Origin of the sequence: Enterobacter cloacae complex sp. 2024EL-00227, from assembly GCF_043945315.1 — a bacterium.
Classification (GTDB): Bacteria; Pseudomonadota; Gammaproteobacteria; order Enterobacterales; family Enterobacteriaceae; genus Enterobacter; species Enterobacter roggenkampii.
In genome coordinates, this window is sequence record NZ_JBIMQP010000011.1 from 110,197 (window position 1) to 125,844 (window position 15,648).

Consider the following 15,648-nt stretch of genomic DNA (forward strand, 5'->3'; position numbering starts at 1 on the left):
GTGCAACCTCCATGTGAAAAAGAGAACAGTAACTGATGAAGACGCTGTGGTGGCAGACCGTCGGAACGGGAAATTGCCATCTTGTGCTGCTGCACGGATGGGGACTGAATGCTGAAGTGTGGCGTTGCGTAAGCGAGGAACTTGCCTCGCAATTTACGCTGCATCTGGTGGATTTGCCGGGTTATGGCCGCAGTCGCGGCTTTGGCGCGATGTCGCTTGATGAGATGGCGCAGCAGGTTCTGGACGCCGCGCCGCAAAACGCTGTCTGGCTGGGCTGGAGCCTGGGCGGGCTGGTGGCAAGCAAGATTGCGCTGGATAACCCCGGGCGCGTGAGCGCGCTGGTCACCGTTGCCTCGTCACCCTGTTTTAGCGCACAGGACGCGTGGCCGGGGATCAAGCCTGAAGTGCTGGCAGGGTTCCAGCAGCAGCTAAGCGACGATTTCCAGCGGACGGTGGAGCGTTTTCTCGCGCTGCAGACGATGGGTACAGAAACCGCGCGTCAGGACGCGCGCACGCTGAAGCAGACCGTGCTGTCGCTGCCGATGCCTGACGTTGAGGTGCTTAACGGGGGGCTTGAGATACTCAAGACGATCGATCTGCGTGAACCGCTGGCGTCGCTGGCGCTTCCGCACCTGCGTATGTATGGCTATCTGGACGGACTGGTTCCGCGTAAGGTGGTTCCACTGCTGGATAACCTGTGGCCGGAAAGCCAATCAATGGTGGTTGCTAAAGCGGCACACGCGCCATTTATTTCACATCCTGGCGAGTTTTGTTCGGCGCTGTCCGCCTTTATTCGCGCAGTGCCCACCACTCCCTGAGGCAGGCTTTTCCTTCCGGGCAATGTTTACAGCTGCCGGACAGACAACCGTCCGGCTCTTCCTGAATGCGCACCGCTTTCCCCATGGCTTCCAGTCTTTCCAGCATGGCGTCGATCATCGGCTGCGGCGTATGCAGGCTGAGGCTCAGCTGTTTCGCCTCCATTCGCCCCTGCAGTGCCAGCAGGTCACGAACCTGAATCAACGATGCCATGGGGTGTGCTCCTTAGTGACAGTCGCCTGCCGGGCTGTTGCAGCAGGTTGCGGCGGTTTTACGGTTTGCCAGCAGGTCGATGTCGACGCGGCTGCGTGCCCGCCGCAGCAGGCCGAGAACGATCACGTTAAACAGCACAACCGCGAGAATGCAGACCAGGCTGTAGCGCGGGTGCTGGCTGAAATTAACGGTTTGATAAAACAGCGTCGCCAGCGAATACGCGATGTTTAATCCCCACAGGATGGAGAAGCCCATCCAGCCGCGGCTGGACTCGCGGGCAATCGCCCCCATCACGGAGATGCATGGAATATAGAGCAGAACGAAGATGAGGTAGCTGTAGGCCGCGGACGCGCTGCCAAACTTCTCGCCCATCACGCCCATGGCACCGGTCGCCATCTCGCCGTCGCCTTTGCTCGCCTCAATCGGGTTCGCCAGCACGCTCAGGCTGAAGGTGTCCTTCAGGCTCTGCCAGGTTTCCTCTACGGCACCCAGCAGTTCGTCACCGAGGTGAAACTCCGCCGGGTTAAATTCCTGCTCCTGAATGTTCTCGGCGGTGTAGAGCGTGTTCAGGGTACCGACAACCACCTCTTTTGCCATCGCGCCGGTAAACAGCCCGACGGTTGCCTGCCAGTTATCCTCATGCACGCCAATCGGTTTGAAGACCGGCGTGATGACGCGGCTGACGGAGGCGAGGGCAGAGTCGTTAATGTTATCCGCTGCCTGTCCACTCAGGGTAAAGCTGTTCAGCGCGCTCAGGAAAACGCTGACGATGACAATCACCTTACCGGCGCGCAGGACGAAGCCTTTCAGACGCTGCCAGGTCTGGATCGCCAGGCTTTTCAGATGGGGGACGTGGTACACCGGCAGCTCCATCACGAACGGCGACGCTTCACCGCGCATGATGGTGTGTTTCAGCATTAAGCCGGTCAGGATCGCCATCACGATGCCCAGGACGTACAGCGAGAAGACCGCCAGCGCGCCCTGCTGGCCAAAGAAGGCTGCCGCAAAGACCGCAAAGATCGCCAGTCGGGCACCGCAGGACATAAACGGCGCCATCATGATGGTCATCAGACGCTCGCGCGGTGCATCCAGCGTGCGCGCGCCCATCACCGACGGCACGTTACAGCCGAAGCCGACGATCAGCGGGACGAAGGATTTGCCCGGCAGGCCCAGCGCCTGCATCAGACGATCCATCACGAACGCCGCGCGCGCCATGTAGCCGGAATCTTCCAGGAACGAGAGGAACAGGTACATCATGCCGATCTGCGGCACCAGCGGCAGAACGGTATTGATACCGCCGCCGATCCCCTGCGCGAGGAAGATGGTGAGCCATTCCGGGAAGTGCAGGGTGTAGCCCACCCACTGAATGCCGTGCACGAAGACCGCGACGGAACCGGCGTCAAAAATCGGCTGCAGTGCGCCACCAATGTTAATGGCGAGCAGGAACATCACGTACATCACCAGCAGGAAGATCGGCAAACCGAGGAAGCGGTTGAGCACAATCTTATCCACCGCCGCCGTAAAGCGGCTGGGTTCCGCCGTCAGTGCGTTACTGACCACGTCGCAGATCGAGGCGATAGCCTGGTAACGGGCATCGGCGATGTGCAGCGCCGGGTCGTCCAGCTCGTCGCTAAGACGGGCCACCGTCACGTCCAGCTTATCGGCCGCATGACCGGCATAAGCGCGGCTGTAAATATCCCCTTCCAGCATCTGCAGGCCAAGCCACAGGCGCTGTTTCGCAGGCATGGCTTTGTCCATCTCCTGCGCCAGCACGTTGGCTTCGCGCAGGAGAGGCTGGGCGTAATGCACCAGCTCAACGTCGCGATTTCCCGCGTGACGGTCAATCGCCAGCTTCAGCGCATCAATACCGCGCGCGCGCGTCGAGACCAGCGGAACGACCGGGCACCCGAGGCGTGCGGAGAGGGCATCAACGTCGATGCGTAGCTTTTGTTTCTCTGCGATGTCGAGCATGTTGAGCGCCACGATGCAGGGAATACCCAGCTCCAGCAGCTGCAGCGTCAGATAGAGGTTACGCTCGAGGTTTGAGGCATCGACCACGTTGATCAGCAGATCCGCGTCGCCGCCAAGAATGTAGTGACAGGCGATTTGCTCATCGAGCGAAGTTTGCGACGAAATGGTGGTTAAGGAGTAGGTACCGGGAAGGTCAACCAGCGTCACCTGGTTGTCTGTCGTCGTGAACTGGCCCTCTTTACGTTCAACCGTTACGCCCGCCCAGTTGCCCACGCGCTGGCGAGCCCCGGTCAGCTGGTTAAAAAGCGTAGTCTTGCCGGAATTAGGATTGCCAATTAAGCCAATAGTTAACTTTTTCATTTTTCTGGACTCACTGAAACCGCTGGCTTGTTATCGGGATAAGGCTTCGACTTCTATTAACGCGAGGTCTTTTTTACGCAGGACCAGATTCACGCGTCGGGTTTCGATATGAACCGGATCGCCTAACGGCGCCACGCGTACGACCTGGAATGACGAGCCGGGCAGCATGCCAAGCGACAGCAGCTTTTGCCGATAGGCCGGGCTAATTTCGCGGGTAAAACCGGTAATCTTCCATGCACTGTCTGGAGTGAATTGCATAACGCCTGATTCCACGAAAGGTTAAATTATCTACTATGCGATGATAATGAGAATAGTTTTTATCAGCAATATTAAAACTGTGACGGAATGTTGTTTACGGTATTAATTTACGGCCTGTTTGACCTTGCTCAATATTTGCTGAAATGCCGGGAAAACGAAAAGAGAGGTATTTGTTAACGGGGTGATAATTCGTGGTTTAAATATGGCTACACGCTATTTATTTTAATTCCCTGCGGCCTGCTTGCCGGGCGGCACTGCGTTTGCCCGGCCTACAAAACCGTAGGCCCGGTAAGCGTAGCGCCACCGGGCATGTACAACCTTAGCGTTTTTTACCCATCGCGGCCGCCAGTGCATCCATCATCGCGCTGTTGCCTGCAGGCTGGGCGTCACGTCCACGCGGTTTTGCCGCTTTCGCGGCCGGACGCTGCTGCTCGCGGCCCCCGCCGTTGCCGCCGCGGCGCGCGCTGGTGTCACCCGGCTGCTCGTCCAGACGCATGGTCAGGGCGATACGCTTGCGCTGCAGATCCACTTCCAGCACTTTGACCTTCACGATGTCGCCCGCTTTGACCACGGTGTGCGGGTCTTCAACGAACTTGTCGGCAAGGGATGAGATATGGACCAGGCCATCCTGATGCACGCCGATATCCACAAACGCGCCAAAGTTGGTGACGTTGGTCACCGCACCTTCCAGCACCATCCCTGGCAGCAGGTCGTTCATGGTCTCGATACCGTCAGCAAAGGTCGCCGTTTTGAACTCAGGACGCGGATCGCGGCCCGGTTTTTCCAGCTCTTTAATAATGTCGGTAACGGTTGGCACACCAAATTTGTCGTCAGTGAAATCAACGGCTTTCAGGTTGCGCAGGGCGCTGCTGTCGCCCATGAGATCCTTCAGCGCCTGCTGGGTGGCGGCCAGGATGCGTTCCACCACCGGGTACGCTTCCGGGTGAACGGTGGAGGCATCGAGCGGGTTATCGCCGTGGTTGATGCGCAGGAAGCCCGCGCACTGCTCAAACGCTTTTGGCCCCAGACGGCTTACCTTCAGCAGCTGCTGACGGTTCTGGAACTGGCCGTTCTCATCGCGCCAGGCGACGATGTTTTGCGCCATCATGCGGGTTAAGCCCGCTACGCGGGTCAGCAGAGGGACGGAGGCGGTGTTCAGGTCAACGCCAACGGCGTTTACGCAGTCTTCCACCACCGCATCCAGCTTGCGCGCCAGCTGAGTCTGGCTCACGTCATGCTGATACTGGCCCACGCCAATCGATTTCGGGTCGATCTTCACCAGTTCCGCCAGCGGATCCTGCAGGCGGCGAGCGATCGAGACCGCACCGCGCAGGGAAACGTCCAGATCCGGAAACTCCTGGGCCGCCAGCTCGGACGCGGAGTAGACGGATGCCCCGGCCTCGCTGACGATCACTTTCTGTGCTGTTACTTTCGGGAACTGCTTCTGCACGTCGAGATAGAAACGCTCGGTTTCGCGGGACGCCGTACCGTTGCCGATGGCGACAAGTTCGACGTTGTATTTTTCGCACAGCGCCGCCACCACGACGGCCGCTTTCGCTGCCTGGCCGGTGTGCGGATAGATGGTGTCGGTGGCGACCAGCTTGCCGGTGCCGTCAACGACAGCGACTTTTACACCGGTACGCAGACCCGGATCGAGGCCCATGGTCGCGCGCAGACCAGCAGGGGCGGCCATCAGCAGGTCGTGCAGGTTGCGGGCGAAGACGTTGATGGCTTCATCTTCGGCGCGCTCGCGCACGGTGCCCATCAGCTCGGTTTCGAGGTGCATCAGCACCTTGATGCGCCAGGTCCAGCTCACCACGCCTTTGCGCCAGCTGTCAGCCGGGGCGTTGTTCAGGCGCAGGCCGAGATGGTCGATGATGATCTGCTCGCAGTGGCTCTCTTTCGGCGGCTCGTCAAACTGCGGGTCGGCGTTCAGGGAGAGCTGCAGCACGCCTTCGTTGCGGCCGCGGAACATTGCCAGCGCGCGGTGGGAAGGGGTGGTGGAAATCGGTTCGTGGTGATCGAAGTAGTCGCGGAATTTCGCGCCTTCTTCCTCTTTACCCGCGACGACGGTAGAGACGATGTGGGCGTTCTTCCACAGGTAATCACGCACTTTAGCGAGGAGGGCGGCATCTTCAGCGAAGCGCTCCATCAGAATGTAGCGTGCGCCGTCGAGGGCGGCCTTGGTGTCCGCTACGCCTTTGTCGGCGTCGATGAATTTCGCCGCTTCGGTATCCGGATCGTGGGACGGCTCGTTCCACAACAGGTCGGCCAGCGGCTCAAGACCCGCTTCAATTGCAATCTGTCCGCGCGTGCGGCGCTTCGGCTTGTACGGCAGATAGAGGTCTTCGAGTTCGGTTTTGCTCAGGGTGCCGTTAATGGCGCTTTCCAGCTCGCTGGTCAGCTTGCCCTGTTCGCCGATAGATTTGAGGATCGCCTGACGACGTTCTTCCAGTTCGCGCAGATAACCGAGACGGGTCTCCAGGTTACGCAGCTGCGTGTCGTCCAGACCGCCGGTGACTTCCTTACGATAGCGTGCAATAAACGGCACGGTGTTCCCTTCATCAAGCAGGCGAACGGCAGCTTCTACCTGTTCGGCTCTGGCCTGAAGTTCACCCGCAATAATGCGGCAGAGCGAATCTTTCATCATGGCTTTATCATCTGTTGAGTCGAAAAAATCAGGGGATAGTTATACGGGCTGACACGGCAAAATGCCAGCCGGGGAGGGCGCTCTCGGACTATTTTACGTAGACGATCTCATTAACGTACCAGCTGGCTTCACCGGCTGGGGTTTGCACGACGGCCAGATCGCCCACTTCCTTTTTCAGCAGCGCGCGGGCCATCGGGGAGTCGATGGAGATGTAATCCTTACGACCAAAAATTTCATCGTAGCCGACGATGCGAAAACGCAGGGTGTCACCGTCGTCGTTTTCAATCTCCACCCACGCGCCGAAGAAGACCTTGCCCTCCTGCTGCGGGGAGTAATCGACGATTTTCAGGTTCTCAAGGCACTTCGTCAGATAGCGTACACGGCGGTCAATTTCGCGCAGCCGCTTCTTGTTGTACTGGTAGTCAGCGTTTTCGCTGCGATCGCCCAGGCTCGCGGCCCAGGTCACCTTTTTGGTCACCTCAGGACGCTCTTCGCGCCAGAGGAAATCCATCTCTTTTTTGAGCTTCTCGTACCCTTCGCGGGTGATCAGGGGCGTTTTCATGGTGCTGCCTTTGCTGCCGGTTCTCTGTTTTGCGCACAATACGTACCACACAGTGTAACAGACAGGATTAATAATAATTTATGTGGTGAAATGAAAAGATAAGCTGCTGTTAAATATGCTTTGTAACAATTTCGACTAGAATTTATACCAGAATTAACTGGTCGAATACGTGCACTTTTTTAGAATACGCTGTTACAAAGACTATCCGAACCTTTGGGAGTACACACAATGCAAGAAAACTATAAAATTCTGGTCGTGGATGACGACATGCGCCTGCGTGCGCTGCTGGAGCGTTATCTGACCGAGCAGGGCTTCCAGGTTCGCAGCGTCGCGAACGCTGAGCAAATGGATCGTCTGTTGACCCGTGAATCTTTCCATCTGATGGTTCTCGACCTGATGCTGCCAGGCGAAGACGGGCTCTCTATCTGCCGCCGTCTGCGCAGCCAGAGCAACCCGATGCCGATCATTATGGTAACGGCGAAGGGCGAAGAAGTTGACCGTATCGTGGGCCTCGAAATCGGCGCCGACGACTACATTCCAAAACCGTTTAACCCGCGTGAACTGCTGGCGCGCATTCGCGCCGTGCTGCGCCGTCAGGCGAACGAGCTGCCGGGCGCACCGTCGCAGGAAGAAGCCGTTATTGCCTTCGGCAAGTTCAAGCTGAACCTCGGCACGCGCGAAATGTTCCGTGAAGACGAGCCAATGCCGCTCACCAGCGGCGAGTTCGCGGTGCTGAAAGCGCTGGTTAGCCACCCGCGTGAGCCGCTCTCCCGCGACAAGCTGATGAACCTGGCGCGCGGTCGCGAATACTCCGCAATGGAACGCTCCATCGACGTGCAGATCTCCCGTCTGCGCCGCATGGTGGAAGAAGATCCGGCGCATCCTCGTTATATTCAGACCGTGTGGGGTCTGGGCTACGTGTTCGTCCCGGACGGCTCTAAAGCATGAGGCGAATGCGCTTCTCGCCGCGAAGCTCGTTTGCCCGCACCCTGTTACTGATCGTCACCCTGCTGTTCGTCAGCCTGGTGACGACCTACCTGGTGGTGCTGAACTTTGCGATCCTGCCGAGCCTCCAGCAGTTTAATAAGGTCCTGGCCTACGAAGTGCGTATGCTGATGACCGATAAGCTGCAGCTGGAGGACGGCACGCAGCTGGTTGTTCCCCCGGCGTTTCGTCGTGAAATCTACCGTGAACTGGGCATCTCGCTCTATTCGAATGAAGCGGCGGAAGACGCGGGTCTGCGCTGGGCGCAGCACTACGAATTTCTCAGCCAGCAGATGGCGCAGCAGCTGGGTGGCCCGACGGAAGTGCGCGTCGAGGTCAACAAAAGCTCGCCCGTTGTCTGGCTGAAAACCTGGCTGTCACCCAACATCTGGGTGCGCGTCCCGCTGACCGAAATCCATCAGGGCGATTTCTCGCCGCTGTTCCGCTATACCCTGGCGATTATGCTGCTGGCGATAGGCGGAGCCTGGCTGTTTATCCGAATACAAAACCGACCGCTGGTCGACCTGGAGCACGCTGCGCTGCAGGTCGGTAAAGGCATTATTCCTCCTCCGCTGCGCGAGTATGGTGCCTCGGAAGTCCGCTCGGTGACGCGTGCGTTTAACCATATGGCGGCAGGCGTGAAGCAGCTTGCGGATGACCGTACGCTGCTGATGGCGGGCGTGAGCCATGACCTGCGCACCCCCCTGACGCGTATTCGTCTGGCGACGGAGATGATGGGAGAAGAGGACGGTTATCTCGCCGAGTCCATCAACAAGGACATCGAAGAGTGCAACGCCATCATCGAGCAGTTCATCGACTACCTGCGCACCGGCCAGGAGATGCCGATGGAAATGGCGGACCTGAACGCGGTGCTGGGTGAAGTGGTGGCGGCAGAAAGCGGCTACGAGCGTGAAATTGATACTGACCTCCAGGCCGGTGAAATTCAGGTTCGTATGCACCCGCTCTCCATTAAGCGCGCGGTAGCGAACATGGTGGTCAACGCGGCGCGCTACGGTAACGGCTGGATCAAAGTCAGCAGCGGGTCTGAGCTCAACCGCGCCTGGTTCCAGGTGGAAGACGACGGTCCGGGCATCAAGCCCGAGCAGCGTAAGCATCTGTTCCAGCCGTTTGTGCGTGGCGACAGCGCACGCAGCACCAGCGGTACGGGCTTAGGCCTGGCGATTGTGCAGCGTATTGTGGATAACCATAACGGGTTGCTGGAGATTGGTACCAGCGAGCGGGGTGGGTTGAGCATTCGCGCCTGGTTGCCGGTTCCGGTCACGCGGGGGCAGGTGAAAGAGAGTTGAAAAAAGGGTGGCATGAGCCACCCTTTTTTGCAGGTAGGGTAAGGCGAAGCCGCCACCCGACATGGACTACAGTTTTGGACCCGCGCTCACCAGCGCAGCACCCGCCGGGGTATCGGTATACTTCTCGAAGTTCTCGATAAACAGCTTCGCCAGCGATTCCGCTTTCTCGCGCCACTGTTCAGGCGAACCGTACGTATTGCGCGGGTCGAGGATATGCGTATCCACACCCGGCAGCGACGTTGGGATCGCCAGGTCAAACATCGGCAGCGTGAAGGTTTCGGCGTCGTCCAGAGAACCATCCAGAATAGCGTCGATAATGGCGCGGGTATCTTTGATGGAGATACGTTTGCCGGTGCCGTTCCAGCCGGTGTTCACCAGGTATGCCTGCGCGCCGGATGCCTGCATGCGTTTCACCAGCACTTCAGCGTACTGCGTCGGGTGCAGCGACAGGAAGGCTGCGCCGAAACAGGCGGAGAAGGTTGGGGTTGGCTCCGTCACGCCGCGCTCGGTACCCGCCAGCTTGGCGGTGAAACCGGAAAGGAAGTGGTACTGCGTCTGGCTGGCCGTCAGGCGAGACACCGGAGGCAGCACGCCGAACGCATCCGCCGTCAGGAAAATGACCTTCGTGGCATGACCCGCTTTTGACACCGGCTTCACGATATTGTCGATGTGGTAGATGGGGTAAGAGACGCGGGTGTTTTCCGTTTTCGACGCATCGTCGAAGTCGATGGAGCCGTCGGCACGCACGGTGACGTTTTCCAGCAGCGCATCGCGACGGATCGCGTGGAAGATATCCGGCTCGGCCTCTTCAGACAGGCGAATGGTCTTCGCGTAGCAGCCGCCTTCAAAGTTGAATACGCCGTCGTCATCCCAGCCGTGTTCGTCATCGCCAATCAGGCGACGTTTTGGATCGGTGGACAGGGTGGTTTTCCCGGTGCCGGACAGGCCGAAGAAGACCGCCACGTCGCCTTTTTCACCGACGTTAGCCGAGCAGTGCATGGAGGCGATGCCCCGCAGCGGCAGCAGGTAGTTCATGACCGAGAACATCCCTTTCTTCATTTCGCCGCCGTACCAGGTACCGCCGATCAGCTGGATACGCTCGGTCAGGTTGAAGGCAACAAAGTTTTCGGAGTTCAGACCCTGCTCTTTCCACTGTGGGTTGGTACATTTCGCGCCGTTCATCACGATGAAATCAGGGGTGAAGTCCTGCAGCTCTTCGTCGGTTGGACGAATAAACATGTTTTTCACGAAATGCGCCTGCCAGGCCACTTCGGTGATAAAACGTACGGAGAGACGGGTGTCGGCGTTAGCGCCGCAGAAAGCGTCGACAATAAACAAACGCTTGCCGGAAAGTTGATGGGTGACGAGCCCTTTCAGGTGCTGCCAGGTTTCCGGAGAGAGCGGTTTGTTGTCGTTCTTCCCTTTGCCCTTGTCAGCCCACCACAGCGTATCGCGGGTGGTTTCGTCTCGGACGATATACTTATCTTTCGGCGAACGACCGGTAAAAATACCGGTATCGACGGCGATAGCACCAAGATTCGTCAACACACCGCGCTCGTATCCTTCCAGTGCTGGATTGAGCTCTTCCTGATACAGCGTATCGTAGTCGGGGTTGTAGACGACTTCCTGGACGTCGTGAATACCATAAGCCTTGAGATCTTGCGGGGTTAAACCAGTAACACGCATATCACTGCTCCTTAGCCAATATGTACTGCCTGAAATTGTAGGGTTTTTCTGAGGTTGTTTACCGCGACGGGGCTCATAGATTCACGCATCTGGACAAAACCCTTACTAACGGAAAACGCTGCGACTCCAGTCACAGCGCAGGCGGATTATCGCAGGAATCGCTTTTTTGTTGGGGAAAATGTTCCGAAAAGGTTAAAGGCTGGTGATTTTATCGGAAAGAATGTGAATGTAATCGCATACACGTAAGAAAATTACGTAAGAGTTACATTGGGAAAACGATTCAGCTTGGGGGGTGTTTTATCCCTCAACCCAGCCCTCTTCCCAAACGGAAGAGGGTGAGGGGAAAGAGGTTTAGTGAACCTGCGGATCCGCCGGGGAGGCGTTGTTGCGGATCTCAGCGATATCCATCGAATTGAACACATAGTGCGTACCGCAGTAGTCACAGTGCATATCAATTTCACCGTCTTCCGCCATGATGCTGTCGATCTCTTCATCCGGCAGGGTTTTCAGTGCGCCAGCGCAGCGCTCGCGGGAGCAGGTGCACTTAAACTCCACGGACTGCGGGTCGTAGACGGTCACTTCTTCTTCGTGGTACAGACGCCACAGCACGTCGGTCGCCGACAGGTTGAACAGCTCTTCCGCCTTGATGGTTTCGGTCAGCGTCGCCAGGTGCTCGAAATCATTGGTCTGCGCGTCCTGCGCAGGCAGAACCTGCAGCAGCATCCCGCCAGCAGCTGGCTGGCCGTCCACTTCACCGGTGCGGATGAAGAGACGCGTAGGCAACTGTTCAGAACGCATGAAGTAATCTTCCAGGCAGGCTGCCAGGGTATCGCCTTCCAGACCCACCACGCCCTGATAGCGTTCACCTTCCTCCGGGGAGATGGTGATCACCAGGTAGCCATTACCTACCAGCGTTTTGAGGTCAGCATTTTCAGGCACGTCGCCCTGAACGCGCGCCACGCCGCGCATCTGCTGCTGGTTATTGCCGTTGATGACCGCCAGCGACATTGGGCCGTCACCCTGCAGCTGCACGGTGATATCGCCGGCAAACTTCAGCGTTGCGGTCAGCAGGCTGGTGGCAACCAGCAGTTCGCCCAACAGGGTCTTCACCGGCAGCGGGTAGTTGTGGTTTTCCAGAATCTGTTTCCAGGTTTCGGATACGGTGACCAGTTCGCCGCGCACGGCGAATTGTTCAAACAGATAGCGGTGTAATTGGTCGTGTTGGGCCATTTTCATCTCTCGTGCGGGTGAGGGTTACTCGCTCTCACCGTGTTTAAATTTCATCAGATCGCGGCGCTCTTTTTTGTCCGGTCGCCGGTCCGGATGGGGCATGGTTAGCGCATTCATTTTGCGCGCCAGCGCGGTCTTCTCACGCTTTTCTATGCTTTCCGCCGTCTCTTCATAAAGCAGGACGGCTTCCGGGGCGGGCCGTCGTTGTTCGGTAATGGCTTTAATCACTACCGTACGTTCATCGTTGCCCTGACGCAGCGTTAAGGTGGCATTCAGCTCAACCAGCTTGCTTGGTTTGCTGCGCTGGCCGTTGTAATGCACCTTTCCGCCGTCAATCATTTCGCGGGCAAGGGCGCGCGTTTTATAAAAACGCGCCGCCCACAGCCATTTATCCAGTCTTACCCCGTCAGAGGGTTTTTCTTTCATGGCCTCTCCTTCACGGTCAGTGAGGGGATCATCTGGCGGTAGTCGTTCAGTCCCGGGTGGCGCAGATAGCTTTTTTCAGCCAGGCCAGAGTCAGGATTGGTGACGCCCAGACAATAGCGAATGCCAAACCTTGCCGCGGAATCCAGAATGGGCTCGCTGTCGTCAATGAACAGCGTACGTTCCGGCTGCAAGCCCGTCTCTTCCTTCACCGCATGCCACAACCGCTGATCCTCTTTCGGATAACCAAATGTGTGGGTAGAAAGTAATAAATCAAGGTGTGATGCCAGACCCGTATGCTCCAGCTTCACGGCCAGGTTATGGGGATGCGCATTGGTCAGCAAAATACGGCGTTTGCCGCTTGCTTTCAGCGCATCCAGGAACGGAACCGTATCCTCGCGCAGTACGGCGCGTGGACCCTGGGCGGTGGTCATGGCACAAATATCCAGACCGAGGCGCTCGCTCCAGTAGTCCAGACAGTACCAGTTTAGCGTATGTTGCACGGCGCTATATTGCGAACGAATGAATGCCTGCGCTTCTGCCGGGGAGATTCCCTGCTGCTCGCTATAGGTTTCCGGCACCAGCGTTTGCCAGAAATAGTTGTCAAAGGCGAGATCGAGCAGCGTGCCGTCCATATCCAGCAGAACGGTGTCGACCTGCTGCCAGTCGATATCAAGATGCATAGGGGGGGAACTCCAGCCAGAAGAAACGTGCGCGACAGGGTAGCACATCTTGTCGCGCAACGACGTTATCAGATCAGGCTCTCAGAGGAGGGGATCAGCTTAGGATTGAGGCAATTTTCATAATATTGCTGGATCTCTGCAAGCCGGGTGCGCGAGCGCTGGTAGCGTCGCAGGGCCATAAAGCCGTTCCAGAAAATGGCGATCAGCATCGCGGTCATCAGCAGAGAGGTGCCGATGTAGCGCCATAAACCTGCGCTATCCGGCATCCGGTGCAGGCCGATATGGCGAGTGCCGTTGGCGTCGGTATAAACACTCGTGACAATCCCTTCTGCGCTGAACGGCGTTTGCATCAGCATCTGCGCCAGGCGCTGGAACTGGCTCCACTGCTCCTGCGCCGGGTAGTCATAAAGCGCAACCTGCGGGTAAGGCTGATCGACCAGGTCGCTGCCCTCATCGCTTGCAATCACAAAGCCGCCCGGTGCCGGGCTGTTCAGCGCCTGAGCCGCCCGGGTGGTTTCGCGCATCATAAACGGTGATGTGGAGGTGGCGACCAGGTTATCCAGCGATTCAGCACTCACCGGACGCAGCAGCACGTTGACGCCATCCAGTCGTCCCGCTTCGGCGCGCTTTACCAGCGAGTCCCAGTCTTTACTGTTCCCGAGGTTGACCAGGGCATTTTTAAGACGTATGCACTCATCCTGCGAAGAACAGAGATCCTGCGTTTTCAGAACGATGTCACCAAAATCATCCAGCAGAACCATGCCTGATTTTTGAATGGCCGAACGCAGCGCAGGGCTGACGCGCGAATCATCGTCCGGTTTCGGGTGCAGCTGGCGGTTAACCGTCTGGGTAAGCGCCGTGGCTTTATTCACCACTTCTGATTCCGGCAGCGGCAGCGGCGGTGCGTCGTTCCAGATAATTTGCGAGCAATCGAAAGGCATGAACGGCGAGTTCTGACGCGTGTTCCATGCCCCCGGCGTGTGAATATTACACATCCCGGTTCCCTTCAGGCGCAGCGTGTCCCCCACGCGCACACCGGCTTCATCCAGTTTGTTGACGCTGGTCGCTTCAATGGTTTGCGCCCCTTTGATCCACGACAGGGTGAATTTGATGGGCATATCCAGCGGTACGAAAAGCAGCAGCATGACTAAGACCAGCGCCGCGCCCCCGGCAATGACCGTGCTGCGAAGCCAGTGCTGAAGCGGGAAATTTTTCACTTCATCATGCAGGGATAAGAAGCGCCCCTGACGCACAACGTGGCGGTCAAGGTAGATATCAATATCGGTTTTCTGGCCTAAATCCTGCGCGATCCACGGTTGCCAGTGGCGCGGGTAAATCAGGTCAATAATCCCGAGCGAGATATTGTTGAGGTGTTCCTGATCGTTTTCACCGAACAGACCCCAGCGCTTTGGCGTCCCGCGCAGGCAGTGGATCTCGCGCAACGAGGTTTTGGCCGGCGGAGCAAAGAGCCCCCAAAGCCCGCCCGCCAGCAGCAGCACCGCACCGCCCGCCAGCCAGGGGACAAACACATCCGGCGTCAGCAGGCAGAAAAAAAAGAGCAGGAAGGCGGCGACGATCAGCAGGGCTTCACGAATGCCGTCCGGTCGGCTCAGCGCGTATTCTTCATGGGTTTCCTGGCGAATGTTCAGCAGTTCGATCTGCTCTGTCTCTTCGCCACGAATAGAAGCCTGCGTCGAACTGGCGCGCTCCAGCGCAAAACGCGGGGCTTCCTGAAGATATTCATTCAGCGTGTGGCCGTTAAGCGAGATAACCAGAGGCAATGAATCGGTGTGAATCAGCTCAACGCTGTTTTCGTCATTAATGTATTGCTCCCAGGACGGAGGGAGATGCACTTCGACGGAATCCAGGTAATAGCGCCACTTGTTGGGGTCATCAGTCGTGATGCCATAGCGCGTGATGGAGCGCGTCACGCAGAGCACGGTATCACTCTGCGCATTAAGCTTTAACGCCACGGGCGCAGCGGTGGCACCCGTTGGCCCAGGCGTGAGCTGAGTACGGTTCAGGATTTCGAGATAGTTTTCAACCGCATCGCGCTCGTCTTGCGTGAGTTTACGCGTGGTCGCGCCCGCAAATGCAGTTAAAAAAGGCAGGCGATAACGGCGCTGTATGCGGCGCCTGTACAACCACCCTGCAACCAATGCGCCGGCCAGCATAGCAGCGAGAACAATCAAAATGGTGCTCATGCTTTCCCCATCTTACTTATCTTCTTACAGGTGTAGTCAGTAGCACCTTTACATTGAATGAGAGTCTGTGGCTGGCTATCGGCAAGTATGGAGTCGAACTTGAGCATTCTGAAGCGCATCCCAGTGACCGGTGATGATAGCAAAGCCTGTTATGGCGCGATATCAGCAAATTCCTGGAAACATTTCAACCTCTTGACATTTGTTTTGAATTGAGGATTGATCCCTGCTACGTTGCATAAATGTAAATAAAGAACGATTGACATTGCCGAAACCGTGCGGCGTATCGCACAATAACGCCAGT

13 protein-coding genes are annotated in these 15,648 nt (G+C 57.6%); 3 read left to right on the forward strand and 10 right to left on the reverse strand.

What is annotated here, in order from left to right; all coding sequences use genetic code 11:
• Positions 1-35: 35 nt before the first annotated feature.
• Complete coding sequence (gene bioH, locus ACHH0Z_RS18565) at positions 36-818, forward strand: pimeloyl-ACP methyl ester esterase BioH (protein ID WP_008503053.1); 783 nt, start codon at positions 36-38, stop codon at positions 816-818.
• On the opposite strand, the gene feoC is transcribed toward bioH, so the two are convergent.
• From feoC to greB, 5 genes are all read right to left on the reverse strand, one after another.
• On the reverse strand, positions 790-1,029 hold the full coding sequence (feoC, locus tag ACHH0Z_RS18570) for a [Fe-S]-dependent transcriptional repressor FeoC (RefSeq protein WP_008503052.1): 240 nt from the start codon (positions 1,027-1,029) through the stop codon (positions 790-792). The two genes, bioH and feoC, sit on opposite strands and share 29 nt — an antisense overlap.
• Positions 1,030-1,041: 12 nt before the next feature.
• Positions 1,042-3,360: a Fe(2+) transporter permease subunit FeoB gene (feoB, locus tag ACHH0Z_RS18575; RefSeq protein WP_021242189.1), complete on the reverse strand. Its 2,319-nt coding sequence runs from the start codon at positions 3,358-3,360 to the stop codon at positions 1,042-1,044.
• Positions 3,361-3,390: 30 nt separating this feature from the next.
• A complete protein-coding gene (gene feoA, locus ACHH0Z_RS18580; protein WP_008503050.1) occupies positions 3,391-3,618 on the reverse strand; it encodes a ferrous iron transporter A in 228 nt (75 codons plus the stop codon).
• 319 nt (positions 3,619-3,937) lie between these two features.
• Complete coding sequence (locus ACHH0Z_RS18585; protein WP_021242190.1) at positions 3,938-6,268, reverse strand: Tex family protein; 2,331 nt, start codon at positions 6,266-6,268, stop codon at positions 3,938-3,940.
• Between the two features lie 88 nt (positions 6,269-6,356).
• The gene (gene greB, locus ACHH0Z_RS18590) at positions 6,357-6,830 is read right to left on the reverse strand and encodes a transcription elongation factor GreB (RefSeq protein ID WP_008503048.1); all 474 of its coding nucleotides are present in this window, start codon (positions 6,828-6,830) and stop codon (positions 6,357-6,359) included.
• Positions 6,831-7,058: 228 nt separating this feature from the next.
• On the opposite strand from greB, the gene ompR reads away from it, so the two are divergent.
• Complete coding sequence (ompR, locus tag ACHH0Z_RS18595) at positions 7,059-7,778, forward strand: two-component system response regulator OmpR (protein WP_001157751.1); 720 nt, start codon at positions 7,059-7,061, stop codon at positions 7,776-7,778.
• Positions 7,775-9,121: a two-component system sensor histidine kinase EnvZ gene (gene envZ, locus ACHH0Z_RS18600; RefSeq protein ID WP_008503047.1), complete on the forward strand. Its 1,347-nt coding sequence runs from the start codon at positions 7,775-7,777 to the stop codon at positions 9,119-9,121. The genes ompR and envZ overlap by 4 nt, the downstream gene beginning before the upstream one ends.
• A 66-nt stretch (positions 9,122-9,187) precedes the next feature.
• On the opposite strand, the gene pckA is transcribed toward envZ, so the two are convergent.
• The 5 genes from pckA to ACHH0Z_RS18625 form a co-directional block, all read right to left on the reverse strand.
• Positions 9,188-10,807, reverse strand: a complete 1,620-nt coding sequence (pckA, locus tag ACHH0Z_RS18605; RefSeq protein WP_021242192.1) for a phosphoenolpyruvate carboxykinase (ATP) — start codon at positions 10,805-10,807, stop codon at positions 9,188-9,190.
• 351 nt (positions 10,808-11,158) lie between these two features.
• A complete protein-coding gene (gene hslO, locus ACHH0Z_RS18610; protein WP_161958630.1) occupies positions 11,159-12,043 on the reverse strand; it encodes an Hsp33 family molecular chaperone HslO in 885 nt (294 codons plus the stop codon).
• Between the two features lie 18 nt (positions 12,044-12,061).
• Entirely contained in the window at positions 12,062-12,463 is a 402-nt protein-coding gene (hslR, locus tag ACHH0Z_RS18615) for a ribosome-associated heat shock protein Hsp15 (protein ID WP_008503044.1), read from the reverse strand.
• Entirely contained in the window at positions 12,460-13,143 is a 684-nt protein-coding gene (gene yrfG / locus ACHH0Z_RS18620) for a GMP/IMP nucleotidase (RefSeq protein ID WP_045409125.1), read from the reverse strand. The genes hslR and yrfG overlap by 4 nt, the downstream gene beginning before the upstream one ends.
• A gap of 68 nt (positions 13,144-13,211) precedes the next feature.
• Positions 13,212-15,347, reverse strand: coding sequence for an intracellular growth attenuator family protein (locus ACHH0Z_RS18625; RefSeq protein ID WP_008503042.1), 2,136 nt, complete (start codon positions 15,345-15,347; stop codon positions 13,212-13,214).
• Positions 15,348-15,648: the final 301 nt, after the last annotated feature.

Excerpts from the sequence above, each read along its gene's own strand:
- bioH (WP_008503053.1), top strand. The coding sequence starts at position 36 with ATGAAGACGCTGTGGTGGCAGACCGTCGGAACGGGAAATTGCCATCTT.
- feoC (WP_008503052.1), bottom strand. The coding sequence starts at position 1,029 with ATGGCATCGTTGATTCAGGTTCGTGACCTGCTGGCACTGCAGGGGCGA.
- feoB (WP_021242189.1), bottom strand. The coding sequence starts at position 3,360 with ATGAAAAAGTTAACTATTGGCTTAATTGGCAATCCTAATTCCGGCAAG.
- feoA (WP_008503050.1), bottom strand. The coding sequence starts at position 3,618 with ATGCAATTCACTCCAGACAGTGCATGGAAGATTACCGGTTTTACCCGC.
- ACHH0Z_RS18585 (WP_021242190.1), bottom strand. The coding sequence starts at position 6,268 with ATGATGAAAGATTCGCTCTGCCGCATTATTGCGGGTGAACTTCAGGCC.
- greB (WP_008503048.1), bottom strand. The coding sequence starts at position 6,830 with ATGAAAACGCCCCTGATCACCCGCGAAGGGTACGAGAAGCTCAAAAAA.
- ompR (WP_001157751.1), top strand. The coding sequence starts at position 7,059 with ATGCAAGAAAACTATAAAATTCTGGTCGTGGATGACGACATGCGCCTG.
- envZ (WP_008503047.1), top strand. The coding sequence starts at position 7,775 with ATGAGGCGAATGCGCTTCTCGCCGCGAAGCTCGTTTGCCCGCACCCTG.
- pckA (WP_021242192.1), bottom strand. The coding sequence starts at position 10,807 with ATGCGTGTTACTGGTTTAACCCCGCAAGATCTCAAGGCTTATGGTATT.
- hslO (WP_161958630.1), bottom strand. The coding sequence starts at position 12,043 with ATGAAAATGGCCCAACACGACCAATTACACCGCTATCTGTTTGAACAA.
- hslR (WP_008503044.1), bottom strand. The coding sequence starts at position 12,463 with ATGAAAGAAAAACCCTCTGACGGGGTAAGACTGGATAAATGGCTGTGG.
- yrfG (WP_045409125.1), bottom strand. The coding sequence starts at position 13,143 with ATGCATCTTGATATCGACTGGCAGCAGGTCGACACCGTTCTGCTGGAT.
- ACHH0Z_RS18625 (WP_008503042.1), bottom strand. The coding sequence starts at position 15,347 with ATGAGCACCATTTTGATTGTTCTCGCTGCTATGCTGGCCGGCGCATTG.